The organism is Kitasatospora sp. A2-31 (assembly GCF_022288725.1).
Classification (GTDB): domain Bacteria; phylum Actinomycetota; class Actinomycetes; order Streptomycetales; family Streptomycetaceae; genus Kitasatospora.
Genome location: NZ_JAKNTA010000008.1, coordinates 225,782 through 252,622, shown reverse-complemented (window position 1 = coordinate 252,622; position 26,841 = coordinate 225,782). Strand labels below are relative to the sequence as shown.

Here is a 26,841-nt window from a genome sequence, read left to right as displayed (position 1 = left end):
TCGCCCTCGCCGGCGGTCGCGGTCCTGGCGGCACGGACGCCCTGGACCGCCTGCACGGCCTTGCCCAGCGCGCGCGGGCGGCCGGCCGCCCCGCCGTGCCGGTCCCTGCCGCCGGTGCGACGTGCGCGGCGCGGGCCGTCCGGCCGCGGCTGCCCGTCCCCGGGTGCCCGGCCCTCCTGCGTCCCGTCCTCGTCCGCTGGTTGCGCCACGGGAGACAGCGTAAGCGGACCGCGCCCGGAACGGGGAGCGGCCCTCGGGCCCGCCCTCAGATGGTGAGGGCCTGGCTGCGGCGGTCGGCGGAGCTGCCCATGGCGTCGAGGCGGCGCAGGATGATGCCCTCGCGCAGCGCCCAGGGGCAGATGTCCAGCTCGTCCAGGCCGAAGAGGTCCATCGCCGCATCGGCGACCAGGGCACCGGCCAGCAGCTGCTTGGCCCGGCCCTCGGAGACGCCCGGGATCTGCGCCCGTTCGGCGACGGTCATCCCGGAGAGCCGGGGCAGCCAGGCGGAGAGGCCGCTGCGGGTGAGCCGCCGGTCGGCGTACGGACCGGCGTCGGCGGGGGCCGCGCCGGTCATCCGGGCCAGCTGCTTGAACGTCTTGGAGGTGGCGACGGCGTGATCGGGCGGACCGAGCCGGGAGACCTCGCCGACGACGGTGGCCATCTCGGCGCGGATGTGGCGTCTGAGCTCGCGCAGCCGCTCCGGGTCGGCGATCTCGCCGGGCAGCCAGCGGCCGGTGAGCCGGCCGGCACCGAGCGGGAGCGAGCAGGCGGCGTCGGGCTGCTCGTCCAGCCCGCAGGCGATCTCCAGCGAACCGCCGCCGATGTCGAGGTTGAGCAGCCGTCCGGAGGACCAGCCGAACCAGCGGCGGACGGCGAGGAAGGTGAGCCGGGCCTCGTCCTGCCCGGAGAGCACCTGGAGCTCGACGCCGGTCTCGGCGGCGACCCGGCCGAGCACCTCCTCGCCGTTGCCGGCCTCGCGGATGGCCGAGGTGGCGAACGGCAGGATGTCGACGACGCCCTTGTCCTCGGCGACCCGCAACGAGGAGGCGACCATGTCGATCAGCTTCGCCACGCCCGGCTCGCTTATGCCGCCCCCCTCGTCGAGGAGTTCGGCCAGCCGCAGCTCGGCCTTGTGGGAGTACGCGGGCAGCGGGGCGGCCCCGGGATGGGCGTCCACCACCAGGAAGTGGACCGTGTTGGAACCTACGTCGAGCACACCGAGTCGCATAACCCTCCACGCTACGCGATCCACTCCGGCGGAAAGCCGGCTACTCGGGTATTCGCGCTGGTCCGCCGGTCGGCCCGCGGCGCCGGGCCGGGGCCTGCCGCAGGGGCCTCAGTGCGCGCGGGCGCCGCGCGGAGCCGCCGGGGGCCCGGTACGGCAGTCGGCGTCGGCCCAGCGGCGGGCCCGGCCGGGGGCGTCGGTGATCAGGCCGTCAGCCGAGCGCTCGGTCATCAACTGCCAGGAGTCCTCGTCGTCCAGCGTCCACACGTAGACCTCGCGGCCGGCCCGGCGCTCGGCGGCGATCCGGGAGGCGGTGGCCAGGGTGGCGTCCAGGGCGATGCCGTGCAGCGGCAGGTCGCCCGGGTCCTCGGCGAAGGAGGCCCCCTGGATCAGCACCACCGGCAGGTCGGGGGCGGCCGCGTGGGCCTGCCGCAGGTGCTCCGAGGAGAAGGAGTAGAGGAAGACGCGGGCACCGCTGCCGGCGGCGAGCCGGGCGATCCGGGTGACGTCCTCGGCCCGCTGCCACTTGATCTCCATCAGCAGCGTCACGCTGCTGCCGGAGAGCCGCTCGAGCAGCTGCTCCAGGGTCGGCACCGGCTCGTCCGGCCCGGGGCCGACGGTCACCCGCAGGGCGGCCACCTCGGCGGCGGTGAGGTCGGCGACCGCGCCCTTGCCGTTGGTGGTGCGGTCCACGGTCGCGTCGTGCATCAGCACCGGGACGCCGTCCCTGGTGGTCTGGACGTCGGTCTCCAGCCAGTCGGCACCCTGCCGCAGGGCCGTCTCGAAGGAGGCCATGGTGTTCTCGGGGGCGTCGAGCGGCGAGCCGCGGTGACCGATCACCGCCGGTCCGGCGCAGACCGGCTGGGCGGCGGCCGGGCGGGCGTGCAGGCCGGGGGCGGCCGCGCAGCCCGCGGCCAGCACCACGAGGGCGGCGGCGAGCGCGGCCGTGCGGGTGGCGGCGCGGGGCGAGGCGGTCACGGCGCGGGCTCCAGCTCTGGTTCGGACGGCCGCGGGTGCGGCGCTCGGGGACGGTCGACGGGTCGGCGAAGCATCGTCAATATGATCTGACAAGCCGACAGTACGGTCGGTTCCCCTCAGCGTGCGCCCGTCGCTCGGCGTGCCGCCGCCGCGACGCACCGCGGGTCACCCGGACGCGCCGCCGCGCCGGCGTCCGCCTGCTGCCGGGGGCCCGGCCGGCCGGGACCGGGCTCACAGCAGGCCGTCCCAGAGCTGCTCGACGATGACGGCCCACCAGTTCTCCGGATCGTCGAAGACGGTCGGGTCGATCGCCGCCAGTTCGCGCTGCAACGCGTCCACGGCGGCACCGGCAGCCCGCCGGTCGAGCCCGCGCAGACCGGGCAGCCGCTCGTCGAACAGGGCCAGGCAGCGGACGAAGGACGCGGCGCCGTCGTTGCAGTGCCGGGCGGTGGCGTAGTCGGGGTCGACCGCGCGGACGGCGCCGCAGGCGGTGTCCACCGTGATCAGCGCCCAGCCGTCGGTGCCGAGCAGCAGCTGCGGCGCCAGCGCCAGGCGCTCCCGCTCGGCCACCCGGGTGCCGCGCCCGATCTCCGCCAGGTGGGCGGCCAGCGGCGGGAGCACGCTGGCGGGCCGGGTGCCGTCGGCTATCGCGTCCGGCCCCGGGTGGTGCAGTCCGAAGAAGCCCTCGACGGCCACCGGCACACCGATGTCCCGCAGCACCCGGGCGGTGGCCTCGGGCAGGTCGGCGCGGGTGAGGTCCGCCGGGTCGAAGCGCCGGACGCCGCCGGCGCCGAACCGCTCCACCAGCCGGTCGGCCAGCGCCCGGTCCGTCAGCTCCCCACCCGTCGGTTCCCCGGCCGCCCCGTCCGGGCGCGGCGCGGCTCCGCGCGGGAACGGCACCCGGTTGCGGGCCGGGCCGTCCGGATCCGCGGGCAGGGCGCGGACCGCCGCCGCCCGGTGGTCGAAGCGCGGCCCGTACGGCAGGTCGAACCCGACCCGGACGCCGGGCAGTTCGGCGGCCAGTGCATGGGCCCAGTAGCCGCCGGGGAGCGCGGACAGCCGCAGGTCGGTGTGGACGGCGAGCACGTCCTCGGTCCGCACCCCCTGCTCGCGCAGCCACCACCAACCGCGCAGCGCCGGGTGCGGCAGGCCGGGTGCCGAGCGCAGCGTGAGCGCGCGCGGCTCGCCGAGGGCGTCGCGATAGGTCAGCTCGGCCGTGGTGCCCCGGCCGGTGGCCGGCGGCAGGCCGGGGTCGTGGGCGCCCGCGCCCACGAAGTCCCGGTAGAGGGTGACGACCTCGTCCACCGGCACCGAGGGCCAGACGGTGAAGCGGCCGGTCGCGCGGTCCACCACCGCGCAGGCCGCGCCCACCTCCTCGGGGGCGCGCCGCTCGCCGGTCAGCGGGTCCACCCGCACCGGCGAGGGCTCGGCCCAGAGCACCCAGCCGAGGTCGAACTCGTGGGAGTGCACCCGCCTCGCCCCGGTCGAGCCGTCGGCCGAGGCGCTGGGCAGCTCGCCGTTGATCCAGCGGTGCGCGGCCTCGATCGCCTGCGCGCGGGTGGTCACGAGGTGGTGCTCCTTGCATCGGCGCGAGGTTGGGGGAAGCGGGCGGGCTGCGGGCCGGCGGGCTCCGGGCGGCGCCCGGGGGCCCCGCTGACCGGCAGCCAGGATGCCACGCGGGCGCCGGCCCGCCCGCGCCGGGCCGGGGCCGCCGGACGCGGCGTCACCGGGCGGCGGGCGGGAGGCGTGAGCCGTTCCCGGCCGCCGGGCCGCCCGGTGGCCTCACGGGTCGTCACGGGGTGGTGCTCGCGACGGGCTCGGGGGCCGGGGCGGCCGCGGACCGGCGGCCGGTCAGGTCGAGCGGGCGTCCGTCGGAGTCCAGGGCGATGGCCCAGAGCCCGCCGACGGCGTCGTGCAGCGGCGCGGCGCCCCGGCGGCCGACCTGGTGGTCCAGATAGGTGACGGCGTCCTCGTGGTTCACCGCGTTCCAGGCGTGCGGACGGCCGAAGCCGTCCAGGGTGAGCAGCACCGCCTGGGAGCCGTGGCCGGCCCGCTTCAGCTCCTCGGCCAGGCGGCCGAAGGCCTGCCCGCCGTCGCCGAGGTCGCGGAACGGCGCGCCGAGTTCGCGCTCGGCGCGGTCGCGGCCGCCGCGCTCGCCGGCGTCGCCCTCGGTGGGGATGCGCGGGGCGGCGCAGGTCGGCCGGCCGGTGAAGGTCTCGACCGCGGAGAGCGCGATCTCCAGGCTGTTGTTGGCCCGTCCCGGCTCGCGGTGGCCGCCGTCGTTGACCACCTCGGCCCAGCCGCCGGCCGCCGGATCGGGATGGCGCAGTGCCAGGCCCTCGCCGTCCCGGGGCGCCCGGCGCTCGATCTCGCGCTGGTGCTCGGGATCGACCGGGCCGAGCCCGCCGGGCAGACCGTACGGGCGGCTGTCGGCGATGGTCCGCGGCCGGTGCGACGGCTCGTCCCCGGTGGTGCCGCGACGGGCGCGCAGCGCGAGCTGCAGGGCCATCGCGTGGGCGGTGGCGACCGGGACGGCCGCCCAGGCGAGCCCGGTCTCGCCCTCGGCGGGGGAGCCGTCGGGGCGGCGCCGGTGGTCGCCGGGGTGGAGCTCGGGGCGGGCGGTGCCGACACCGGGGCCGGCCGCCGGCGGGGCCGCCGGGGGCGGGACGACCAGCGGGCCGGGGGCGGGGACGGGGTGCGGGGCTCCGGTGGTCGGGCGGGGGCCGCCCGGTCCGGTGCCGGCGCCCGGCCGGGGCTCGGTCTGCGCGTGCTGGCCGGGGCCGGGCGTGCCGGGCGTGCCGGGCGTGCCGGCGGCTCCGGGGGCCGGGGCCGATCCGCTGACCGGGCCGCCCGGCACGGCGACCAGGCCGGCCGGGCCGGCGGCGCCGGCGGGAGCGCCGGAGCCGATGCCGCTGCCGAACGGGGCCGGTCCGTGTCCGGCGGCCGCGGGGCCGGCGCCGTAGCCGGGGTGCCCGCCGACCAGCGGGCCGGGGCCGACCGGGCCGGTGGCGGCCACCGGCCCGGCGCCGCCGCCCGGCACGTTGAAGGCGCCGCCGGAGGAGGGGCCGCCGTACGCGGGACCGCTGTACGAGGGACCGCTGTACGAGGGACCGCTGTACGAGGAGCCGCCGGAGGTCGGGCCGCCCGGCCCGCCGCCCGTCGGCGCGTCCGGCCCCGACGGGGACCAGGCCGGCGCCGCCGGGGGCGCGGGCGGCGCCAGGACGGAGTCCGTCCGGACCGTCACCGGGCCGCCGCCACCGCCGCCACCGCCGTGCGGGGCCGGGGCGGCCGGCGTCAGGTGGTAGTCGCCGTCGGCCGGGCCCGACCAGCCGGCCGCCACCGAGCCGCTGCCGCCTCCGGAGCCGCCGTCACCACCGTGGTGCGCCGGTCCGGCGGGACGGGAGGGGGCGGCGTCGGGGTGGCCGGGCGGCGACCAGTCGCCACCGCCGTTCACCGGCCCGGTCCGCACCGGTCCCCACCCGCCGTCGCCGGCCTGGTCCGGCCCGCCGCCGGGCGGGTTGCCGGGGCCACCGGGACGGCCGTGCCCGTCGCCGTCCGGCGCCGACATGATCACCACGTCGTCCGGTCCGGCCCCGCGCACCACCGAGCCGGGTGCGACGGGGGCTCCGGGCGTGCCCGGCAGCACCGCGCCCGGTCCGTCGGCGAGCGGGCCGCCGGGCCTGCCGTCCAGCGGGCGCCCGTCGCGACCCCCGCCCGCCGGGTCGGCCAGCGGGAGGCCGGCGACCTCCTTGCCGTCCTTGCCGAGCACCACCGGGCGGCCGTCCTTGCCCAGCAGCGGCTGCCCGTGCTCGTCCAGCTTGACCGTGAGGTCCTCCACGCCGACCACGGGCCGGCCGTCCGCGCCCTTGACCACCAGCAGCCCGTCGGCGTCCGTCACCCGGGTGCCGTCGGGCCGGAGGATGACCGGGTCGCCGTGCTCGTCCAGCACCGGGCGGCCGGCCTCGTCGAGCTTGACCGCCAGGCCGGGCACGCCGACCACGGGCCGGCCGTCCTCGCCGACCAGCGGCTTGCCGTCCTTGCCGAGCACCACCGCCAGGCCGGCGCCGCCGCCGGCCCCCAGCACGCCGGGCTCGCCGAGCACGGCGGGCAGTCCGGCCGCCACCGGGTCGAAGGCCCCGCCGCGGCCGCCGAACGAGGCCGGGCGCACCCCGCCGGGACCGCCGCCGGGGCCGAGGCGCAGCACCGCGACCACCGCGGGCTCCTTGAGCGCGCTGGCCAGACCGTCCTTCATGGCGCGGCCGAGCTCGTCCAGCAGCCCGCCGATCTTCAGCCGGGCGCCCTCGACCGCCAGCGCTGCCGCGGCCTCGGCGACCGTCTCGGTGGCGGTCTGCCGCAGCCCCTGCGCGACGGCGTTGGCGCTGCGCCGCAGCCCGCCGAAGACCCCGCCCCCGGTGTCCCCGCCCCCGGTGGCGGCGGCGACCTCGGCGGCGGCGGCCTTGGCCCGGGCGGCCTGCTCCTCGGCCTGCTTCAGCTCGGCGGCCAGCTCGTTGAGCGCGGCGACGATGTCGGCCTTGCAGGAGTCGACGGCCCGGGCGGCCTGGTCGAAGGCACCGGCGACCAGGCCGGCGGCGGAGTGGGCGTCGTCCAGGTGGCCCTTGCCGCTGCCGCTGAACGCCCGCCAGTAGGCCTCGAAGGCGTCCACCGCGCGGCCGGAGTTCTCCGCGGTGACGCGCTTGGCGGAGTCCCCGCCGCGCTTGCCGAGGCGTTCCGCCTCCGTCCCGAACTCGCGCCAGAGCCCGGCCGCCTTGCGCAGGCCGTCCTCGTCGGCCTGCGGCCACCGGTGACCGGTCCGGGCCAGGACCGGGGCCAGTTCCTCGGGCAGCTTCCGGGACACGCGCTTCCCCCTTCGACGTGCGGACCTCCGGCGCGGGCCCCCGGGTGCGGAGTGCGGGCGGCGGATGTCCGTGGTGCGGACTTCGCCGTGCGGCCCCTCAGCGGGCCGCCGGCGTGGAAAGGCCGGACGGTTCCGGCGTCAGGCCGACACGTCCTTGTGGGGGACGGTCCGGGCGGGCACCGGGGTTGCGCCCGGGCGCGCGGCTCCACCGAATCCGGCGGCGGCCGAGGATTCGGCGTCGGCCGTCCGCTCGGCCATGGTGTGCAGCCCGGTCCCGACCCGGCCGAGCCCGCCGGCCAACCCGCGCAGGCCGCCGATCAGCCCGCCCTGCGCCTCCCGGTAGGCGGCGGCGAACCCGCTGCCCGGCCGGTCCTGCCCCCACGGCGTGCCGAGGGCGGCGAGGCCTTGTTCCAGGGCACCGGCCGCCTTGCCGAAGTCCGCCGAGATCTTCTCGAACTCCCGCCCCTCACCGTGCAGTTCCCATGGCTTGAGGACGAACGAGCCGCCTCCGTCGCCCCCGCTGCCGCTGCCGCCGGCCATCCCCGTACCTCCCCGTAGCGGACCGGCCGCCATCCTAGGGCGAGCCCCGGGGCGGCCCGCAGCCCGCGGGCGACCTCTTCACCCCGCCTTCACTCCGTCACCGTCCGTGCGGCCCGGCCACCACCCGGTGAAATCGCCCCAAATGCCCACGCCACGGGCGGTTCGCACCTCCGCCGAGGCTCTACCCTTGCCAGGTGGCAGCAGACACGTCCAAGAAGAAGTCCAAGGCCGGTTCCACCGCGGTCGACCTCGCCATGCCCACCCTGCGGACCGAGGTCCCGCTCGACTTCCCGCGGGCCTGGGTCGAGTTCACCGACCCCGACGACGAGGAGCAGGTCTTCCGGTGCGACCTCACCTGGCTGACCTCCCGGTGGTCGTGCATCTTCGGCCAGGGCTGCCACGGCATCCGCGAGGGCCGGGGCGAGTCGGACGGCTGCTGCACGCTCGGCGCGCACTACTCGGACGAGGAGGACGAGCAGCGGGTGACCGGCCACGCCGCCCGGCTCACCCCCGAGCTCTGGGAGAACTTCGCGCACGGCACCGACGCCGCGGGCCGGATCAGGACCGACGGCGGCATCACCATGCTCGACGAGGACGGCGACCGCCAGACCCGCCGGGTGGGCGGCGCCTGCATCTTCGTGAACAGCCCCGGCTTCGCCGGCGGCGCCGGCTGCGCGCTGCACGCACTGGCGCTCAAGGAGGGCCGGGAGCCGCTGGAGACCAAGCCGGACGTCTGCTGGCAGCTGCCCATCCGCCGCACCTACGACTGGATCGACCGCCCGGACGACACCCGCTACCTCCAGGTCACCATCGGCGAGTACGACCGCCGGGGCTGGGGCCCGGGCGGTCACGACCTGCACTGGTGGTGCACCGGCAGCCCGGAGGCGCACCAGGGCGCCGAACCGGTCTACGTCAGCTACCGCCCCGAGCTCACCGAGCTGATGGGCGCGGCGGCGTACGAGGTGCTGGTGGGCCTCTGCGAGCAGCGGATCGCCGCCAAGGGCGACCGCAGGCTCGCCCCGCACCCGGCCGACCCGGCGAAGAAGGCCGCCCGGAAGGCGGAGTAGCCGCCCGGGGCCGGCGCCGCGCACCCGCCCCGGGCCGCGCGGGCCGGCCCGCGCTACCGGTCCCCGCGACCCGCTACTTGTCGATGTCCCCGACGACGAAGAACATCGAGCCCAGGATCGCCACCATGTCGGCGACCAGGGTGCCGGGCAGCAGCTCGGTCAGCGCCTGGATGTTGTTGAAGGACGCCGAGCGGAGCTTGAGCCGCCACGGCGTCTTGTCCCCGCGCGAGACCAGGTAGTAGCCGTTGACCCCGAGCGGGTTCTCGGTCCACGCGTAGGTGCTGCCCTCGGGGGCCTTGAGCACCTTGGGAAGCCGCAGGTTGACCGGCCCGGGCGCGAGAGCGGCCAGCTTGTCCAGGCAGGCGTCGGCCAGGTCCAGCGAGTTGACCGTCTGCTCCAGCAGGCACTCGAACCGGGCCAGGCAGTCGCCCTCCTCGCGGGTGACCACGGTCAGCACCGAGCGCAGCTCGTCCGAGCCGTAGGCCAGGTAGGGCTCGTCGCGGCGCAGGTCGAGGTCGAGACCGCTGGCGCGCGCGATCGGGCCGCTGACGCCGTACGCCTCGGCGTGCTCCCTGGTGAGCACGCCGACGCCGGCGGTGCGGGCGCGGAAGATCTCGTTGCCGAGGACGAGATCCTCGAAGACCGGCAGCTGGGAGCGGACGACGGCGACCGCCGCGCGGACCCGCCCGAGCCAGCCGGCCGGCAGGTCCTCCTTCAGGCCGCCGACCCGGTTGAACATGTAGTGCATCCGGCCGCCGGAGGCCTCCTCCAGCACGTGCTGGAGGTCCTCGCGGCTGGAGAAGGCGTGGAAGATCGGGGTGATCCCGCCCAGCTCCAGCGGGTAGGAGCCGAGGAACATCAGGTGGTTGAGCACCCGGTTCAGCTCGGCGAGCAGGGTGCGGATCCAGACCGCCCGCTCCGGCACCTCCATGCCGAGCATCCGCTCGACGCCCAGCACCACGCCGAGCTCGTTGGAGAAGGCCGAGAGCCAGTCGTGCCGGTTGGCCAGCATGATGATCTGCCGGTAGTCGCGGGCCTCGAAGAGCTTCTCCGCGCCCCGGTGCATGTAGCCGATCACCGGCTCCGCGGTCACGATGCGCTCGCCGTCCAGCACCAGCCGCAGGCGCAGGACGCCGTGGGTGGCGGGGTGCTGCGGGCCGATGTTGAGCACCATGTCGGTGCTGCCCGCCGTGCCCGTGAAGTTCTCGGCTCCCGCCCCGATGCCGACCGTGGTCTCCCTCATGACCCCAGAGTCTGCCATCCCGGCAGGGGCTCCAGGCTCTCCGGTACCGGCATGCGGACGGTCTGCACGAGCCAGCCGAAGGCGCCCAGACCTGCCGCGTCGGTCAGCTCGGCGCCCTCGCCCGCGCCGCCGAGCGCCCGCAGGTAGGCCACCGGGTCGGTGGAGGCGAGCGCCAGCGACGGGCGGGCGCCGCTCACCCCGAGGGCGCGCAGCGCGTCCCGCTGCGTCGTCCACAGGCTGTGGAGAGCGGGGACCGCGATCGAGTCGAGCGCCACGTGGGCGGTGACGTCGCAGGAGCCGTCCGGCACCGGGGCCACCTCGCGGCCGGACCGGAAACCGGCCCGGGTGGCGAGCGGCGGGCGGCGGGCGGCGGTGTGCCCGTAGTCGACGGCGACCGCCAGCCCGCGCTCCAGCCCGGCCACCGCGTGCGCCCAGGCGGCGTCCCGGGGGCCGCCGAACTCCACGGCGTCGCCCGGACGTTCGGCCGGCCACCAGCGGGCCGCCCAGGCCGCGTCCGCGGCGGTGACCCGGTCCCCGAGGCGCTCCGCACCGGTCGTGGTGTCCACCTCGACGTAGCGCAGCACCCCGGCGTCGTCGACCTCCCCGGCGTCCAGCGGCACGTTGTCCAGCCACTCGTTGGCGAACAGCAGCCCGGTGACGCCGCGCGGCACCTCGTCCGTCCACAGGACCCCGGCCGGCAGGGCGTCCGGCCGGGCCGCCAGCTCCACCGCGTACGGGCGCAGCCGGTCCCGCACGTCCGCCGGCACCTCGGCCAGGACGCCGGCCGTCAGCTCGCCGCGGCCGGCCCCGACGTCCACGAAGGACAGCTCCTCCGGCCGGCCGAGGGCCGCATCGACCTCGCGCAGGAGGCGCGCCACCGCGCGGGCGAACAGCGGGGAGGCGTGCACCGAGGTCCGGAAGTGCCCGGCCGGCCCCTCCGGCCTGCGGTAGAAGCCGCCGTCCGGGTCGTACAGGGCCCGTTCCATGGCGGGCCGCCACCGCATCCAATCCACGGAACGGGACGCTACCGGCCCCGGAGGCGGCCCTCCCAACCGGCGACGGGTGATCTCCGACCTAGGGAGTAGGACGGATCGCCCTCCCGGCGGACCTGGACACGCTGCGCGACTGCCTAGGCTTGAGACGTGCATCGACTCAACGCCTGGCTCCGCCGTCACCCCATGGTGGTCGACTCCGCCTGGGCGTCGCTGGTGCTCTTCTTCAGCGTCCTGCCCGACAGCACCTCCGCGGAGGGCTGGCGGCTCGGCGTCCACTACGTCATCGCCCTGGTCATCCCGCTGCTGATGGTGTTCCGCCGCAGGATGCCGGACCTCACCGTCCACCTGGCCGGCGGCGTCGGGCTGCTGCAGGTCGCACTCGGCGTCCCGGTCGCCGCGTCCAGCATCGGCTACCTGGTCTTCGCCTACACCGGCGCCGCCTTCGGCACGGCCTGGACCTCGCGGCTCTGCCTGGCCGGCAGCCTGCTGGCCGGGCCGCTGACCCTGGCCCGCTTCCCCTCCGGCTACACCGACGACGAGGGCATCTGGCACGGGCAGCACCGCAGCACGGCGGAGTTCCTGCTGATCTCCGCCCTGATGTCGACCCCGTTCATCCTCTGCTGGGCGTGGGGCCGGCTCACCCGGGTGCGCCGCGCCTACCTGGTCGAGCTGGAGGACCGCGCCGCCCGGCTGGAGCGCGAGAGGGACGCCCAGGCCAAGGTGGCGGTCGCCGCCGAGCGCGCCCGGATCGCCCGGGAACTGCACGACGTGGTCGCGCACAACGTCTCGGTCATGATCGTCCAGGCCGACGGCGCCGCCTACGTGCTGGAGAACTCGCCGCAGCAGGCCAAGGAGGCGCTGGGCACCATCGCCTCCACCGGCCGCCAGGCGCTGGTCGAGATGCGCCGCCTGCTCGGCGTGCTGCGCACCTCCGACACCAACGCCGAGGAGTACGTGCCGCAGCCGGGCGTCGAGGAACTGCCCGAGCTGCTGGAGCAGGTCCGCACGGCCGGCCTGCCGGTGGACTTCGCCACCTCCGGCACCCCGCGCGAGCTGCCCCGCGGCGTCGAGCTGACCGTCTACCGGATCGTCCAGGAGGCGCTGACCAACGTCCGCAAGCACGGCGGCCCGGACGTGCACGCCCGGGTCGCGGTCGACTTCGGCGAGCGCGAGCTGGCCGTCCTGATCGAGGACGACGGCCGCGGCACCACCGACGAGCAGCTGGCCGCCGGCGGCACCGACGGCCTGGGCCACGGGCTGATCGGCATGCGCGAGCGGGTCGGCATGGTCAGCGGGAGCCTGGACATCGGGCCCCGCCCGGGCGGCGGCTTCCGGATCCGTGCCGTCCTGCCGCTCAAGGCGGCCCACTGAAGCGCGCCCGAACCGCGCCGCTCCCCACGAACCAGGAGACCCCCTTGACCATCCGCGTGATGCTCGTCGACGACCAGGAGCTGCTGCGCACCGGCTTCCGGATGATCCTGCAGTCGCAGGGCGACATCGAGATCGCCGCCGAGGCCGGCGACGGCGCGCAGGCCCTGGAGAAGCTGCAGCACACGGCCGTGGACGTGATCCTGATGGACGTCCGGATGCCCCGCATGGACGGCGTGCAGGCCACCCGCCGGATCTGCCTCGCCGAGGACGGCAGCCCGCTGCCGAACGCCCCGCACGTGCTCATCCTCACCACCTTCGACCTGGACGAGTACGCCTTCGCCGCGCTCAAGGCCGGCGCCAGCGGCTTCCTGCTCAAGGACGTGCCGCCGACGGAGCTGGTCGCCGCCATCCGCGCGGTGCACGGCGGGGACGCGGTGGTCGCGCCGACCACCACCCGGCGCATGATCGACCGCTTCGCCGAGGTGCTGCCCACCCCGCACCACCTGCCCGGCCCGGACCCCCTGGGCCCGCTCACCGAGCGCGAGCGCGAGGTCTTCCTGCTCGTCGCCCAGGGCCTGTCGAACGGCGAGATCGCCGCCCGGCTGGTCCTCTCCGAGGCCACCGTGAAGACCCACGTCGGCCGGATCCTGGCCAAGCTCGGCCTGCGCGACCGCGTCCAGGCCGTCGTCCTGGCCTACGAGGCGGGACTGATCCGGGCCGGCTCCTCGGACTGACGCTCCCTCGAACGCTCTCGCGACCTGCCGGGGGCCCGCGACGGGGGCGCCCGGGGGCCCGTCGGCCCGGCCGTAGAATGGGCCGGTACGTCCGGTACCCGAAGAGGACCGGAACGGAGAGTGAGGACCAGGGCCCAGCCGTGACCGAGCGAAGCGACAGCGCCGACTTCACCCCGCTCGCCGACGGCTTCGGCGACCCGGCCGACCCGGGCAACCGCCCGGCGCGGCTCGCCGTGGGCGTGGTCGGCACCGGCCGGGTCGGCCCGGCGCTGGGCGCCGCGCTGCAGCTCGCCGGGCACCGGGTGGTCGCCGCCTCCGGGGTCTCCACCACCTCCCGCCGGCGCGCCGAGGCGCTGCTGCCCGGCGTACGGATCGTCACCCCGCCGCAGGTGCTGGCCGCCGCCGACCTCGTCCTGCTGACCGTCCCGGACGACGCGCTGGCCGACCTGGTGGCCGGCCTGGCCTCGACCGGTGCCGTCCGCCCCGGCCAGCTGGTCGTGCACACCTCCGGCGCGCACGGCGTCGCCGTCCTGGAGCCCGCCACCCGGGCCGGGGCGCTGCCGCTGGCCCTGCACCCCGCGATGACCTTCACCGGCACCTCCGTCGACCTGGCCCGGCTGGCCGGCTGCCCGTTCGGGGTGACCGCGCCGGAGGAGCTGCGCCCGGTCGCCGAGGCGCTCGTGGTGGAGATGGGCGGCGAGCCCGAGTGGGTGCCGGAGGACGTCCGCCCGCTCTACCACACTGCCCTCGCCCACGGCGCGAACCACCTGGTCACCCTGGTCGCGCAGGCGCTGGAGCTGCTGCGCACCGCCGGGGTCGCCGAGCCCGGCCGGCTGCTCGGCCCGTTGCTCGGCGCCGCCCTGGACAACAGCCTGCGCTCCGGCGACGCGGCCCTCACCGGCCCGGTCGCCCGGGGCGACGCGGGAACCGTGCGGCGCCACCTGGCGCAGCTCAGTACGGTGTCCCCCGACATCCCGGCCGCCTACCGGGCGATGGCCCGCGCCACCGCCCAGCGGGCGCTCGCGCACGGAACGATCGACGAGACGTCGGCGGCGGCACTGCTGGACGTACTGAACGAGGAGAACCACTGATGGCACGCGGCAAGCAGCCGGGCAAGGCCCAGCGCGCCCCGAAGGTCCACCGGGCCGTGGTCACGCACACCGTCGACGACTTCGAGGCCGCGTTCTGGCCGGACGAGCAGCCGGTGGACAACGCGGTCGTGATGACCATGGGCGCGCTCCACGAGGGCCACGCCGCGCTGATCCGGGCCGCCCGCCGGCAGGTGGGCCGCGACGGCCGGGTGGCGGTCACCGTCTTCGTCAACCCGCTGCAGTTCGGCGCCGGCGAGGACCTGGAGCGCTACCCCCGCAGCCTGGACGAGGACGTCAAGCTGGCCGAGGAGAACGGCGCCGACGTGGTCTTCGCGCCGTCCGTCGACGAGGTCTACCCGAACGGCCGGCCGCAGGTCCGGCTGGCGGCCGGCCCGATGGGCGAGCGGTTCGAGGGCACCACCCGGCCGGGCCACTTCGACGGCGTGCTGACCGTGGTCGCCAAGCTGCTGCACATCACCGACCCCGACTTCGCCTTCTTCGGCGAGAAGGACGCCCAGCAGCTGGCGATCGTCCGCCGGATGGTGGCCGACCTGGACTTCGACGTCGAGGTGGTCGGCGTGCCGACCGTCCGCGAGGAGGACGGCCTGGCGCTGTCCTCGCGCAACCGCTACCTCTCCGCCGAGGACCGCACGCACGCGCTCGCCCTGTCGAAGGCGCTGTTCGCCGGCCGCGACGTGGCCGCGCAGGGCCCCAAGGCCGTGCGCGAGGCCGCCGCGGCCGTCCTGGACGGCGCCGAGGGCGTCACCCTCGACTACCTCGCCCTGATCGATCCGCACGACTTCACCGAGGCGCCGGACGACTTCCAGGGCGAGGCGGTGCTGGCCGTCGCCGCGACGGTGGGCACCACCCGCCTGATCGACAACGTCCACCTCATCTGCCGCTAGGCGGACGGGGACGGGCACCGGATCCGTCCGCCCGGCGGCGGCCGACCGGTGCCCGCCCACAGCTCAAGCCCACGTTCGGTAGCTCCCCTTCCAGGCATGCACTCACAGGAGGCGTGACCCCATGCTCCGCACCATGCTCAAGTCCAAGATCCACCGGGCCACCGTGACCCAGGCCGACCTGCACTACGTCGGCTCCGTCACGGTGGACGAGGACCTGCTCGACGCCGCGGACCTGCTCCCCGGCGAGCTGGTCCACATCGTCGACATCAACAACGGCGCCCGGCTGGAGACCTACACCATCGCCGGCCCGCGCGGCTCCGGCGTGATCGGCATCAACGGCGCCGCCGCGCGCCTGGTCCACCCCGGCGACCTCGTCATACTCATCGCCTACGGGCAGATGGACACCGCCGAGGCCAAGGGCTACGAGCCGAAGGTCGTCTTCGTGGACGAGCACAACCGGATCACCGGCACGGGCGGAGACCCGGCCGACGCCGGGGAGGGCACTGGACTGCTCCGCGGCGACCGGGCGTACGGTGACCACGACGCGGCCCCGACCGCCGCGCGCTGAAGGAGCCACTGACCGACATGCCCGTCACCCACCGCCTCACCGCCCCCGCCCCCGGCTGGACGACCGCCACCGACGTCGTCGTGGTCGGCTCCGGGGTGGCCGGTCTCACCGTCGCCCTCAACGCCCGCCGGGCCGGCCTGCGGGTCATGGTGGTCACCAAGGCGATGCTGGACGACGGGTCCACCCGCTGGGCCCAGGGCGGCATCGCCGCCGCCCTGGGCGAGGGCGACACCCCCGAGCAGCACCTGGACGACACCCTGGTGGCCGGCGCAGGCCTCTGCGACGAGGACGCCGTGCGCACCCTCGTCACCGAGGGCCCGGACGCCGTCCGCCGGCTGATCGCCACCGGCGCCGCGTTCGACCGCGACGCCGGGGGCGAGATCATGCTCACCCGCGAGGGCGGCCACCACCGCCGCCGGATAGCGCACGCCGGCGGCGACGCCACCGGCGCCGAGATCTCCCGCGCCCTGGTCTCGGCGGTCCGCTCGGACCCGGGCATCGAGCTGATCGAGCACGCCCTCGTGCTCGACCTGCTCACCGACGCCGACGGCAACGCGGCCGGCCTCACCCTGCACGTGATGGGCGAGGGGCAGCGCGACGGCGTCGGCGCCATCCGCGCCCGCGCGGTGGTGCTCGCCACCGGCGGCATGGGCCAGGTCTTCTCGGCCACCACCAACCCGGCGGTCTCCACCGGCGACGGCGTGGCGCTCGCGCTGCGGGCCGGCGCCGAGGTCGCCGACCTGGAGTTCGTCCAGTTCCACCCCACCGTGCTCTGGCTCGGCCCGGACGCCGAGGGCCAGCAGCCGCTGGTCTCCGAGGCGGTCCGCGGCGAAGGCGCGCACCTGGTCGACGCGAGCGGCACGCGCTTCATGCTCGGGCAGCACGAGCTGGCCGAGCTGGCCCCGCGCGACATCGTCGCCAAGGCCATCACCCGGCAGATGCAGCTGCAGGGCGCCGAGCACATGTACCTGGACGGTCGGCACTTCGGCGCCGAGATGTGGGAGCACCGGTTCCCGACCATCCTCGCCTCCTGCCGCGCGCACGGCATCGACCCGGTCACCGAGCCGATCCCGGTCGCCCCGGCGGCGCACTACGCCTCCGGCGGCATCCGCACCGACCTGTCCGGGCGCACCACCGTCCCCGGCCTGTACGCCTGCGGCGAGGTCGCCTGCACCGGCGTGCACGGCGCCAACCGGCTGGCGTCCAACTCGCTGCTGGAGGGCCTGGTCTTCGCCGAGCGGATCGCCGACGACCTGGCCGCCCGGCACCGGGCGGGCGACCTGCCCGAGCGGGCGGTGGACGTGGCCGCGGCGCGCGCCGCCCACCCGGTGCCGCTGCCCGCCCCCGAGGCGCGGGCCGAGATCCAGCGGCTGATGTCGCGCGGCGCCGGCGTCCTGCGCTCGGCCGCCTCGATGGCCGACACCGCCGCCGGGCTCGCGCTGCTCGCCGAGACGGCCTACACGCACGTCGCCCAGGAGAAGCCGGCCGACCCCCGGGTGGAGACCTGGGAGGCCGCCAACCTGCTGCTGGTCGCCGCCGCCCTGGTCGCCGCCGCCGCCCAGCGCGACGAGACCCGCGGCTGCCACTGGCGCGAGGACTTCCCCGAGCGGGACGACACCCGCTGGCAGCGTCACCTGATCACCACCCTCACCGCCTCCGGCGATCTTGTCAGCACCCCTGAGGAGCAGTAGAACCATGACCCACTCGCACGAGGAACTCCCGATGGCCGGCTGCGGCGACGGCTGCGCCTGCGGCGACGGCGAGGGCTACGAGACCGGCCTGGACCCGCAGCTCGCCGAGCTCCTGGAGGAGGCCGGGCTGGACCCGGTCGAGGTCGAGGACGTCGCCACCCTGGCGCTGGCCGAGGACCTCGCCGGCGGCGAGGACGTCACCTCGGTCGCCACCGTCCCGGCCGACGCGGTCGCCACCGCCGACTTCACCGCCCGCGAGGGCGGCGTGGTGGCCGGCCTGCGGATCGCCGAGGCCGTCGTCTCGCTGGTCTGCGAGGAGGAGTTCGAGGTCGAGCGCCACGTCCAGGACGGCGACCGGGTCGAGGCCGGCCAGGTGCTGCTCTCGGTCCGCGGCCGCACCCGCGACCTGCTCACCGCCGAGCGCAGCGCGCTCAACCTGCTCTGCCACCTCTCCGGCATCGCCACCGCCACCCGGGCCTGGGCCGACGCCCTGGCCGGCACCGGCGCGGTCGTCCGCGACACCCGCAAGACCACCCCGGGCCTGCGGGCGCTGCAGAAGTACGCGGTCCGCTGCGGCGGCGGCGCCAACCACCGGATGGCGCTCTCCGACGCGGCCCTGGTCAAGGACAACCACGTGATCGCGGCCGGCGGCGTCGCCGAGGCGTTCCGCGCCGTCCGGGAGGCCTACCCCGACCTGCCGGTCGAGGTCGAGGTGGACACGCTGGAGCAGATCCCGCCCGTGCTGGAGGCCGGGGCGGACCTCATCCTGCTGGACAACTTCACCGTCCCCCGGCTGAAGGAGGCCGTGGACCTGGTGGCCGGCCGGGCCAAGCTGGAGGCGTCCGGAGGCCTGACCCTGGCCACCGCGCGCGAGGTCGCCCAGACTGGTGTCGACTACCTGGCCGTGGGCGCGCTCACGCACTCCTCGCCGATCCTCGACATCGGCCTGGACCTGCGCGCCTGATCACCACTGATCACCCCTCACGCAGAAAGCACCCCATGCTTCTCACCATCGACGTCGGCAACACCCAGACCACGCTCGGCCTGTTCGACGGCGAGGACGTGGTCGAGCACTGGCGGATCTCCACCGATCCGCGCCGCACGGCCGACGAGCTGGCGGTGCTCCTGCAGGGGCTGATGGGCTCGCACACCGCGGTCAACGAGGCGGCGGTGGAGGGCCTGGCGATCTGCTCGTCCGTCCCCTCGGTGCTCCACGAGTTCCGCGAGGTGACCCGCCGCTACTACGGCGACGTCCCCGCGGTGATCGTGGAGCCCGGGGTGAAGACGGGGGTGCACGTCCTGATGGACAACCCCAAGGAGGTCGGCGCGGACCGGATCGTCAACGCGCTGGCCGCCAACCACCTCTACGGCGGCCCGTGCATCGTGGTCGACTTCGGCACCGCGACCACCTTCGACGCGATCAACGCCCGCGGCGACTACGTCGGCGGGGCGATCTCCCCCGGCATCGAGATCTCGGTGGAAGCGCTCGGCGCCCGCGGCGCCCAGCTGCGCAAGATCGAGCTGGCCCGGCCGCGCAACGTGATCGGCAAGAACACCGTCGAGGGCATGCAGTCCGGGATCCTCTACGGCTTCGCCGGGCAGGTCGACGGCCTGGTCGACCGGATGGCCCGCGAGCTCGCCAAGGACCCGGACGACGTCCAGGTCATCGCCACCGGCGGCCTGGCCCCGCTGGTGCTCGGCGAGGCCGGCAGCATCGACGTCCACGAACCCTGGCTGACGCTGATCGGCCTGCGCCTGGTCTACGAGCGCAACCGCCCGAGCTGACACCTCGCTCGAGCTGACACTCGCTCGGGGTGCTCGCCGTGCCTGGGGTGGCGGGGGCCCGCCGCTGGACCGCGGTCCCGGACCCGCTGACGGTGGCCGCCGCACCGGCCGGCCGGCCGACGCTTCGTCCACGGGACATTCACCGGGCCAAACGTGGGGCATCGGCGCGACGTTACCGACAAATCGGATATTCCTCACGTAGTGTCAGCGCATGCCTACGCCACACGGATCGCGCGGCGGCATGGCCTTCAGCGCCGACGAAGTCCGCGTGCTGCGCCGCGCCCTCGCCCAAGCCCTCCACCCCGCCGTCCCCGTCCACCTCCAGAGCCCCGACCGGCTGCCGTTCAACGGCACCGGCGCCGAACTGTGGGCCGAGGACGTGCAGGACGCCCTGCGCCTGACCGAGGCGATCGACGAGGCCGTCCAGGAGGGCGGCCGGCTCCGCGCCTTCCTGCTCGCCGACCTCGCCCGCTACCGGGCGGCACTGCCCGGCAGCGCCGCCGGCTACCTGGAACGGCTGGAGGAGGCCGTGACCGACGGCTACCTCCCCGGCCCCGAGGACCTCACCGCGCTGCGCGGGCTGACCCGCCAGCCGTGCGGCCAGCACGAGCGGTCGCGCCGCTCGCGACTGGCCGGGCGCTGCCACGCGCTGGCCGAGGCGGCCGTCCGCGAGCGGCTGGCCCTCACCACCGGCCAACGCCACCTCGTCGCCGTACCGAGCCCAGCCGCACCCCCGAGCAGTCTCCCCACCCCTGTTGGAGGACGGATCCCGATGAGCAGCACCGAGCCCACCGCCGCCGCGAAGCAGACCGCTCCCACGACGGCGCCCCGGCCGCACCGGATGCCCACCCCGGCCGAGCTGTTCGGCCGCCGGCCCAAGCCCCCGGCCCGGCCCGCACCGCCCGCCGCCGGCGAGGAGCTCGAGCTGGCCACCGGCACGGGCTGACCGCTCGCACGCACGCACCCGGAGGGGGAGACCGCGCCGCGGCCTCCCCCTCCGGCGGTCCCCGGCGCCGTCGCGCGCGCGGCCCGTTCACCGCACGGCCGACCAGCCCGGGCGCGCGGCACGGATATCCCGTGGCGGAGCACCACCACGGGCTGGCTACCCTGGTGGGGTGAGCGATCAGAGCCCCCTCCCCGCGACCGACGACCTTCCCGAGCAGATGCGCGTGCGGCGCGAGAAGCTGGACCGGCTGCGGGCGGCCGGTGTCGACCCGTACCCGGTCGGATTCCCCCGGACCAGCACCATCGCGGACCTCCGCGCCAAGCACCCGGACCTGGCGCCGGACACCGCGACCGGCGAGCGGGTCGGCATCACCGGCCGGGTGATCCTCTCCCGCACCGGCGGCAAGCTCTGCTTCGCCACCCTGCGCGACGGCACCGCCGACCTCCAGGTGATGCTCTCCCTCGACAAGCTGGGCGAGGAGCGGCTGGCGGCCTGGAAGTCCGACATCGACCTCGGCGACCAGGTCGGCGTCGAGGGCGAGGTGATCACCTCCCGCCGCGGCGAGCTGTCGGTGATGGTGGACGACTGGGCGCTCACCGCCAAGTGCCTGCGCCCGCTGCCGGACAAGCACAAGGGCCTGACCGACCCGGAGGCCCGGGTCCGCCAGCGGTACGTCGACCTGATCGTCAACCCCGAGGCCCGCGAGATCCTGCACCTGCGGTCCAAGGTCGTCCGCTCGATCCGCCGCACCTACGAGGAGCGCGGCTACATCGAGGTCGAGACCCCGATGCTGCAGCCGGTGCACGGCGGCGCCAACGCCCGCCCGTTCAAGACGCACATCAACGCGTACGACATCGACCTCTTCATGCGGATCGCCCCCGAGCTCTACCTCAAGCGGCTCGTGGTCGGCGGTGCGGAGAAGGTCTTCGAGATCAACCGCAACTTCCGCAACGAGGGCGCGGACTCCACGCACAACCCGGAGTTCACCTCGCTGGAGTCGTACGAGGCCTACGGCGACTACGACACCCAGGCCGAGCTGATCCGCGCCACCATCATCAACGCCGCCCGGGACGCGCTGGGCACCACGGTGATCAAGGGCCTGGACCCGCACGGCGTGGAGCACGAGATCGACCTGGCCGAGCCGTGGGCCGAGGTCAGCGTCTACCCGGGCATCTCCGAGCACCTGGGCACCGAGGTCACCCCGGAGACCGGTGTCGAGGAGCTCCGCAAGCTGGCCACCGAGCACGGCATCCCCTTCGAGAAGGAGTGGGGCCACGGCCAGATCGTGCTGGAGATGGTCGAGCGCCTGCTGGAGGAGAACGCCGTCCGGCCGACCTTCATCAAGGACTACCCGACCGAGGTCTCCCCGCTGACCCGCCAGCACCGCTCGATCCCGGGCGTGGCCGAGAAGTGGGACCTGGTGATCTTCGGCACCGAGATCGGCACCGCCTACTCCGAGCTGATCGACCCGGTCGAGCAGCGCGCCCGGCTGACCGCGCAGTCCCTGCTGGCGGCCGGTGGCGACGTCGAGGCGATGCAGCTCGACGAGGACTTCCTGCGGGCCCTCGAGTACGCCATGCCGCCCACCGGCGGCCTCGGCCTCGGGGTGGACCGCCTGATCATGCTGCTGACCGGCAAGAACATCCGGGAGACCGTGCTCTTCCCGCTGGTGAAGCCGGAGCCCAAGGCGTCCGCCGCCGCGGCGGAGAAGACAGAGGAGGAGTGACCTGATGGACTACGTCAGCGCGATCGTCCCGCCGCTGGTCATGGCGGTCTTCTTCGGCTTCCTGGTGCGGGCCATCGTCCGCACCCAGGGTGGAGCCCAGAAGGCCAAGGAGGACCTGGTCGACTGACGCCGTCAGCCGCCCGCGAGCAGCCGCGCGCCGCCATTCCCGATTCCGGGGGTGGCGGCGCGCCGGTTTGGCGGCACTTCACAAGATTTGCCCCATTCACTCCCTATCCTGGCCGCACTATGGTCCGGCAACTCGGCGAACTTGAGAACGCCATCATGACCCGGGTGTGGCAGTGGAACCGACCGGTCACGGTTCGCGAGGTTCTCCTGGATCTGCAGTCGGAACGCGATATCGCGTACACCACGGTGATGACCGTCCTGGACAAGCTCCACAGAAAGGGCTGGCTGCGCCGGGAGCGCGCCGGGCGGGCCTATCGATATGAACCGGTCTCGTCCCGCGAGGCCTACACCGCGGCCCTCATGAACGACGCGTGGGCGACCAGTGACAATCCCGCGGCGGCCCTGGTGCACTTCTTCGGCCTGATGTCGCCCGAGCAACGGGAGGCACTGCGCGACGCGTTGCGGGTGGCCGCTCCGTTCCCGACCGATCCGGCGCCGGCGGATTCCGCCGGGCCCCCGGCGGATACCGGGGAGACCGGGGAGGGGCCGGCGCGATAACGTCCCGCCATGGAGGTCACCATCCGCCGGGCGCGGACCACGGACGTGCGGGCAGTGCGCGGGCTCATCGACGCGTACTCACGCGACGGCATTCTGCTCGACAAGCCGACGGTCACACTGTTCGAGTCGGTCCAGGAGTTCTGGGTCGCGGAACGCGACGACGACGGCACGGTCGTGGCCTGCGGAGCACTGCACGTCATGTGGGAGGACCTCGCCGAGGTCCGCACGCTCGCGGTCGATCCGTCCTGCCGCGGCCACGGGGTCGGACACCTGCTGCTGGAGAAGCTGCTGCAGACCGCGCGCTGGCTGGGCGTCCGTCGGATTTTCTGCTTGACGTTCGAGGTGTCCTTCTTCGCGAAACACGGTTTCGTCGAGATCGGCGAGCTCCAGGAAACCGATGATGGTACGACAGACCCGGCGGCGATCGCTACGGATGTCTATGAAGAACTTCTCCGCTCGTACGATGAAGGTGTCGCGGAGTTCCTCGACCTGGAGCGGGTGAAGCCCAACACTCTGGGCAACTCGCGCATGCTGCTGCACCTGTGACCGCCCCCGGGAGCGGGCAGGGGTTTGTGTTTTCCGCGGAAAGGCGCTTTCCTTTCCTTAGGCAATGGGTCGTTTAGCGGAAAGGGAAGCCCGTGGCACAGAGGGTGCAGGTCATTCTTGAAGACGATCTCGACGGTGGTTCGGCGGACGAGACGGTGACGTTCGCGCTCGACGGCGTTGCCTACGAGATCGACCTGAAGAGCGCCAACGCGGACAAGCTGCGCGGTCTGCTGGCGCCGTACGTGGAGAAGGGCCGCAAGCAGAGCGGCCGGCTGGCCGGCGCCCGCCGCCCGGGCCGCAGCGCGGCTCCGCGGCCGTCCGGCAGCGCTCCGGACACCGCCAAGATCCGCGCGTGGGCCAAGGAGCAGGGTCTGGAGGTCAACGACCGCGGCCGGGTGCCGAGCAACGTCCGCGAGGCCTACGAGAAGGCCAACGCGTCCTGATCCCGGCGCCGCCGGACCGCCGGAGCGGCGGGGCCCCGGTGGGAACCCGCGGCCTTCCGGCCACACGCACGGGGCGCGGAGGAACCTCCTCCGCGCCCCGCGGCACGCGGCCGGGCGGCCGCCGGCCGGGGCCTGAGCGCCGCTGCGGGCACCGCTGCGGCCGTCGGCCCGGAGAGCGGCCGGGACGGCTGCCCTTGCGGCTGCCCGGGCGGCGGCTCGGGCGGCGGAACAATCACGAGTTGTGCAACGCTGTAGGGGCGGAGCGGTAACGCCGACACCACCGGTATGGCCTACCGGCCGCAGCGGTCGCAGCTGAACCGACGTCACCGCCGGCCGACTTCTCGCCAGGCGAACACCGCCACCGCGGAAACTGCGCGAGAACCGCCCCGATACCGGGTATGAATGCAGGTGGACGGGGTCCGACCACCCCGACCGGGGCAGTACGTGCGACCGACCGCAGGCCGCCCGGATCCGGCGAGGCCGGCGTTGTTCGCCGATGGCGTAGCGGTATCTGGTGCATCCGGCCCACCTGTGGGAACACCGTCTCCCAGCATCAGGTTGGGATTGGTGTCGGCTGGTCGCGCAGCATCTCGCTCCCGTACGGGGAGTGAATCCGTGGGCCGCGCCGCTGAGCGGGACTAGCATGCGGAAGGACAGGGCGGGGACCGACCCCGAACTGCCCGACCGCTCTGAGGAGCGATAAACGATGTTCGAGAGGTTCACCGACCGCGCGCGGCGGGTTGTCGTCCTGGCTCAGGAAGAAGCCCGGATGCTCAACCACAACTACATCGGCACCGAGCACATCCTCCTGGGTCTGATCCACGAGGGTGAGGGTGTCGCCGCTAAGGCCCTGGAGAGCCTCGGGATTTCTCTTGAGGCCGTTCGCCAGCAGGTCGAGGAGATCATCGGCCAGGGCCAGCAGGCCCCGTCCGGTCACATTCCCTTCACCCCCCGGGCGAAGAAGGTCCTGGAGCTGTCGCTCCGGGAGGCCCTGCAGCTCGGCCACAACTACATCGGCACCGAGCACATCCTGCTCGGCCTGATCCGCGAGGGCGAGGGCGTCGCCGCCCAGGTCCTGGTGAAGCTCGGAGCCGACCTCAACCGGGTGCGCCAGCAGGTCATCCAGCTGCTCTCCGGCTACCAGACCGGTGGCGGCAAGGAGTCGGCCACGGCCGGCGGGCCCGCCGAGGGCACCCCGTCCACCTCGCTGGTCCTGGACCAGTTCGGCCGCAACCTCACGCAGGCCGCCCGCGAGGCCAAGCTCGACCCGGTGATCGGGCGCGAGAAGGAGATCGAGCGGGTCATGCAGGTGCTGTCCCGCCGCACCAAGAACAACCCCGTGCTGATCGGTGAGCCCGGCGTCGGCAAGACCGCCGTGGTCGAGGGCCTGGCCCAGGCGATCGTCAAGGGCGAGGTCCCGGAGACGCTCAAGGACAAGCAGCTCTACACGCTGGACCTCGGCGCCCTGGTCGCCGGCTCGCGCTACCGCGGTGACTTCGAGGAGCGCCTGAAGAAGGTGCTCAAGGAGATCCGCACCCGCGGCGACATCATCCTGTTCATCGACGAGCTGCACACCCTGGTCGGCGCGGGCGCCGCCGAGGGCGCCATCGACGCCGCCAGCATCCTGAAGCCGATGCTGGCCCGCGGCGAGCTGCAGACCATCGGTGCCACCACCCTGGACGAGTACCGCAAGCACCTGGAGAAGGACGCCGCGCTGGAGCGCCGCTTCCAGCCGATCCAGGTCGCGGAGCCCTCGCTGCCGCACACCATCGAGATCCTCAAGGGGCTGCGGGACCGCTACGAGGCCCACCACCGGGTCTCCATCACGGACTCCGCCCTGGTCGCCGCCGCCACCCTGGCCGACCGGTACATCTCCGACCGCTTCCTCCCGGACAAGGCGATCGACCTGATCGACGAGGCCGGCTCCCGGATGCGCATCCGCCGGATGACCGCGCCGCCGGACCTGCGCGAGTTCGACGAGAAGATCGCCGACGTGCGCCGCGAGAAGGAGAGCGCGATCGACGCGCAGGACTTCGAGAAGGCCGCGTCCCTGCGCGACGACGAGAAGCAGCTCCTGCAGGCCAAGGCCAAGCGCGAGAAGGAGTGGAAGGCCGGCGACATGGACGTCGTCGCGGAGGTCAACGAGGAGCTCATCGCCGAGGTCCTGGCCACCGCCACCGGCATCCCGGTCTTCAAGCTGACCGAGGAGGAGACCTCCCGCCTGCTGCGCATGGAGGACGAGCTGCACAAGCGCGTCATCGGCCAGAAGGACGCCATCAAGGCGCTCTCCCAGGCCATCCGGCGCACCCGTGCGGGCCTCAAGGACCCGAAGCGCCCCGGCGGCTCGTTCATCTTCGCCGGCCCGTCCGGCGTCGGTAAGACCGAGCTGTCCAAGACGCTGGCGGAGTTCCTCTTCGGCGACGAGGACGCGCTGATCGCCCTCGACATGTCCGAGTTCTCCGAGAAGCACACCGTCTCCCGGCTCTTCGGTTCGCCCCCCGGATACGTGGGCTACGAGGAGGGCGGCCAGCTGACCGAGAAGGTCCGCCGCAAGCCGTTCTCGGTCGTCCTCTTCGACGAGGTCGAGAAGGCCCACCCGGACATCTTCAACTCGCTGCTGCAGATCCTGGAGGACGGCCGCCTGACCGACTCGCAGGGCCGCGTGGTCGACTTCAAGAACACCGTCATCATCATGACGACCAACCTCGGCACCCGGGACATCTCCAAGGGCTTCAACCTGGGCTTCGCGGCCCAGGGCGACACCCAGACCGGGTACGAGCGGATGAAGGCGAAGGTCGGCGAGGAGCTCAAGCAGCACTTCCGCCCCGAGTTCCTGAACCGCGTCGACGACATCGTGGTCTTCCACCAGCTGTCCGAGGACGACATCATCCAGATCGTCGACCTGATGATCGCCAAGGTGGACGAGCGGCTCAAGGACAAGGACATGGGCCTGGAGCTCAGCGTCGAGGCCAAGAAGCTGCTGGCCAAGCGCGGCTACGACCCGATCCTGGGTGCCCGTCCGCTGCGCCGCACCATCCAGCGCGAGATCGAGGACCACCTCTCCGAGAAGATCCTCTTCGGCGAGCTGCGGGCCGGCCACATCGTGGTCGTCGACGTCGAGGGTGAGGGCAAGGAGGCCACCTTCACCTTCCGCGGCGAGGAGAAGTCCGCGGTCGCGGACACTCCGGCTGCTGTCGCCTCGTCCGGTCCGGACCTGACGAAGTAGCAACATTTAACAGACAACAGCAAACATTCTGAGCCCCCGGCGTTCGCGCCGGGGGCTCAGGCCGTTTTACGCGACGTCGCGAAACCTGTGATCCTGCCCACGAAGCCGCAGGTCGGAGGCCCCCTCAGGGGCTCGTGCGAGCACGATCGACTCAACTGTCATCATTAATGACAATGTTGTTGACGCTCCGTCATCTGATAGCAAGTCGCGGAGGATAGCGCT

At 74.4% G+C, this 26,841-nt stretch carries 22 protein-coding genes and 1 pseudogene; 16 read left to right on the top strand and 7 right to left on the bottom strand.

The window, feature by feature from the left end; all coding sequences use genetic code 11:
- Positions 1 to 265 precede the first annotated feature (265 nt).
- The 5 genes from MCM47_RS23535 to MCM47_RS23515 all read right to left on the bottom strand — a co-directional run bounded on the left by MCM47_RS23535 (position 266) and on the right by MCM47_RS23515 (position 7,598).
- The gene (locus MCM47_RS23535) at positions 266 to 1,228 is read right to left on the bottom strand and encodes a Ppx/GppA phosphatase family protein (RefSeq protein ID WP_238863669.1); all 963 of its coding nucleotides are present in this window, start codon (positions 1,226 to 1,228) and stop codon (positions 266 to 268) included.
- A 108-nt stretch (positions 1,229 to 1,336) separates the two neighbouring features.
- On the bottom strand, positions 1,337 to 2,203 hold the full coding sequence (locus MCM47_RS23530; protein WP_238863668.1) for a glycerophosphodiester phosphodiesterase: 867 nt from the start codon (positions 2,201 to 2,203) through the stop codon (positions 1,337 to 1,339).
- A 231-nt stretch (positions 2,204 to 2,434) separates the two neighbouring features.
- Positions 2,435 to 3,769 (bottom strand): SUKH-4 family immunity protein, encoded by a 1,335-nt coding sequence (locus tag MCM47_RS23525; protein WP_238863667.1) that lies wholly within the window; start codon positions 3,767 to 3,769, stop codon positions 2,435 to 2,437.
- A gap of 226 nt (positions 3,770 to 3,995) precedes the next feature.
- On the bottom strand, positions 3,996 to 7,058 hold the full coding sequence (locus MCM47_RS43375) for a toxin glutamine deamidase domain-containing protein (protein ID WP_308222420.1): 3,063 nt from the start codon (positions 7,056 to 7,058) through the stop codon (positions 3,996 to 3,998).
- A 138-nt stretch (positions 7,059 to 7,196) separates the two neighbouring features.
- Entirely contained in the window at positions 7,197 to 7,598 is a 402-nt protein-coding gene (locus tag MCM47_RS23515; protein WP_238863666.1) for a hypothetical protein, read from the bottom strand.
- A 254-nt stretch (positions 7,599 to 7,852) separates the two neighbouring features.
- Here MCM47_RS23515 and MCM47_RS23510 point away from each other — a divergent pair, with 254 nt between their 5' ends.
- Positions 7,853 to 8,665 carry a hypothetical protein gene (locus tag MCM47_RS23510; protein ID WP_238863807.1) on the top strand — a complete coding sequence of 271 codons (813 nt, stop codon included), beginning with the start codon at positions 7,853 to 7,855 and terminating at the stop codon, positions 8,663 to 8,665.
- A gap of 73 nt (positions 8,666 to 8,738) precedes the next feature.
- On the opposite strand, the gene MCM47_RS23505 is transcribed toward MCM47_RS23510, so the two are convergent.
- On the bottom strand, positions 8,739 to 9,908 hold the full coding sequence (locus tag MCM47_RS23505) for an NADH-quinone oxidoreductase subunit D (protein WP_238863665.1): 1,170 nt from the start codon (positions 9,906 to 9,908) through the stop codon (positions 8,739 to 8,741).
- Positions 9,905 to 10,894, bottom strand: a complete 990-nt coding sequence (locus tag MCM47_RS23500) for an SAM-dependent methyltransferase (protein ID WP_238863664.1) — start codon at positions 10,892 to 10,894, stop codon at positions 9,905 to 9,907. Before MCM47_RS23500 ends, MCM47_RS23505 begins: the two co-directional genes overlap by 4 nt.
- Before the next feature lie 192 nt (positions 10,895 to 11,086).
- Here MCM47_RS23500 and MCM47_RS23495 point away from each other — a divergent pair, with 192 nt between their 5' ends.
- From MCM47_RS23495 to MCM47_RS23430, 15 genes and pseudogenes are all read left to right on the top strand, one after another.
- Entirely contained in the window at positions 11,087 to 12,274 is a 1,188-nt protein-coding gene (locus MCM47_RS23495) for a sensor histidine kinase (protein WP_255752726.1), read from the top strand.
- Between the two features lie 44 nt (positions 12,275 to 12,318).
- The gene (locus MCM47_RS23490) at positions 12,319 to 13,008 is read left to right on the top strand and encodes a response regulator transcription factor (protein WP_238863662.1); all 690 of its coding nucleotides are present in this window, start codon (positions 12,319 to 12,321) and stop codon (positions 13,006 to 13,008) included.
- Positions 13,009 to 13,148: 140 nt separating this feature from the next.
- A complete protein-coding gene (locus MCM47_RS23485) occupies positions 13,149 to 14,099 on the top strand; it encodes a Rossmann-like and DUF2520 domain-containing protein (RefSeq protein ID WP_238863661.1) in 951 nt (316 codons plus the stop codon).
- Positions 14,099 to 15,004, top strand: a complete 906-nt coding sequence (gene panC / locus MCM47_RS23480; RefSeq protein ID WP_238863660.1) for a pantoate--beta-alanine ligase — start codon at positions 14,099 to 14,101, stop codon at positions 15,002 to 15,004. The genes MCM47_RS23485 and panC overlap by 1 nt, the downstream gene beginning before the upstream one ends.
- 121 nt (positions 15,005 to 15,125) lie before the next feature.
- On the top strand, positions 15,126 to 15,572 hold the full coding sequence (gene panD / locus MCM47_RS23475; protein WP_238863659.1) for an aspartate 1-decarboxylase: 447 nt from the start codon (positions 15,126 to 15,128) through the stop codon (positions 15,570 to 15,572).
- A gap of 17 nt (positions 15,573 to 15,589) precedes the next feature.
- A complete protein-coding gene (locus tag MCM47_RS23470) occupies positions 15,590 to 17,263 on the top strand; it encodes an L-aspartate oxidase (RefSeq protein WP_238863658.1) in 1,674 nt (557 codons plus the stop codon).
- 4 nt (positions 17,264 to 17,267) lie between these two features.
- Positions 17,268 to 18,227: a carboxylating nicotinate-nucleotide diphosphorylase gene (gene nadC, locus MCM47_RS23465; protein WP_238863657.1), complete on the top strand. Its 960-nt coding sequence runs from the start codon at positions 17,268 to 17,270 to the stop codon at positions 18,225 to 18,227.
- Between the two features lie 35 nt (positions 18,228 to 18,262).
- Entirely contained in the window at positions 18,263 to 19,048 is a 786-nt protein-coding gene (locus MCM47_RS23460) for a type III pantothenate kinase (protein WP_238863656.1), read from the top strand.
- 211 nt (positions 19,049 to 19,259) lie between these two features.
- On the top strand, positions 19,260 to 19,994 hold the full coding sequence (locus MCM47_RS23455; RefSeq protein ID WP_238863655.1) for a hypothetical protein: 735 nt from the start codon (positions 19,260 to 19,262) through the stop codon (positions 19,992 to 19,994).
- Positions 19,995 to 20,100: 106 nt separating this feature from the next.
- Positions 20,101 to 21,720: pseudogene (lysX, locus tag MCM47_RS23450) on the top strand (bifunctional lysylphosphatidylglycerol synthetase/lysine--tRNA ligase LysX); the annotation flags it as partial.
- Positions 21,721 to 21,724: 4 nt separating this feature from the next.
- Entirely contained in the window at positions 21,725 to 21,847 is a 123-nt protein-coding gene (locus MCM47_RS41855; protein ID WP_255752688.1) for a hypothetical protein, read from the top strand.
- A 119-nt stretch (positions 21,848 to 21,966) separates the two neighbouring features.
- On the top strand, positions 21,967 to 22,404 hold the full coding sequence (locus MCM47_RS23445; RefSeq protein WP_238863654.1) for a BlaI/MecI/CopY family transcriptional regulator: 438 nt from the start codon (positions 21,967 to 21,969) through the stop codon (positions 22,402 to 22,404).
- 9 nt (positions 22,405 to 22,413) lie between these two features.
- Positions 22,414 to 22,950, top strand: a complete 537-nt coding sequence (locus MCM47_RS23440) for an amino-acid N-acetyltransferase (protein WP_238863653.1) — start codon at positions 22,414 to 22,416, stop codon at positions 22,948 to 22,950.
- A 92-nt stretch (positions 22,951 to 23,042) separates the two neighbouring features.
- Positions 23,043 to 23,393, top strand: a complete 351-nt coding sequence (locus tag MCM47_RS23435; protein WP_238863652.1) for an Lsr2 family protein — start codon at positions 23,043 to 23,045, stop codon at positions 23,391 to 23,393.
- 706 nt (positions 23,394 to 24,099) lie between these two features.
- A complete protein-coding gene (locus MCM47_RS23430; protein ID WP_238863651.1) occupies positions 24,100 to 26,619 on the top strand; it encodes an ATP-dependent Clp protease ATP-binding subunit in 2,520 nt (839 codons plus the stop codon).
- Positions 26,620 to 26,841 lie beyond the last annotated feature (222 nt).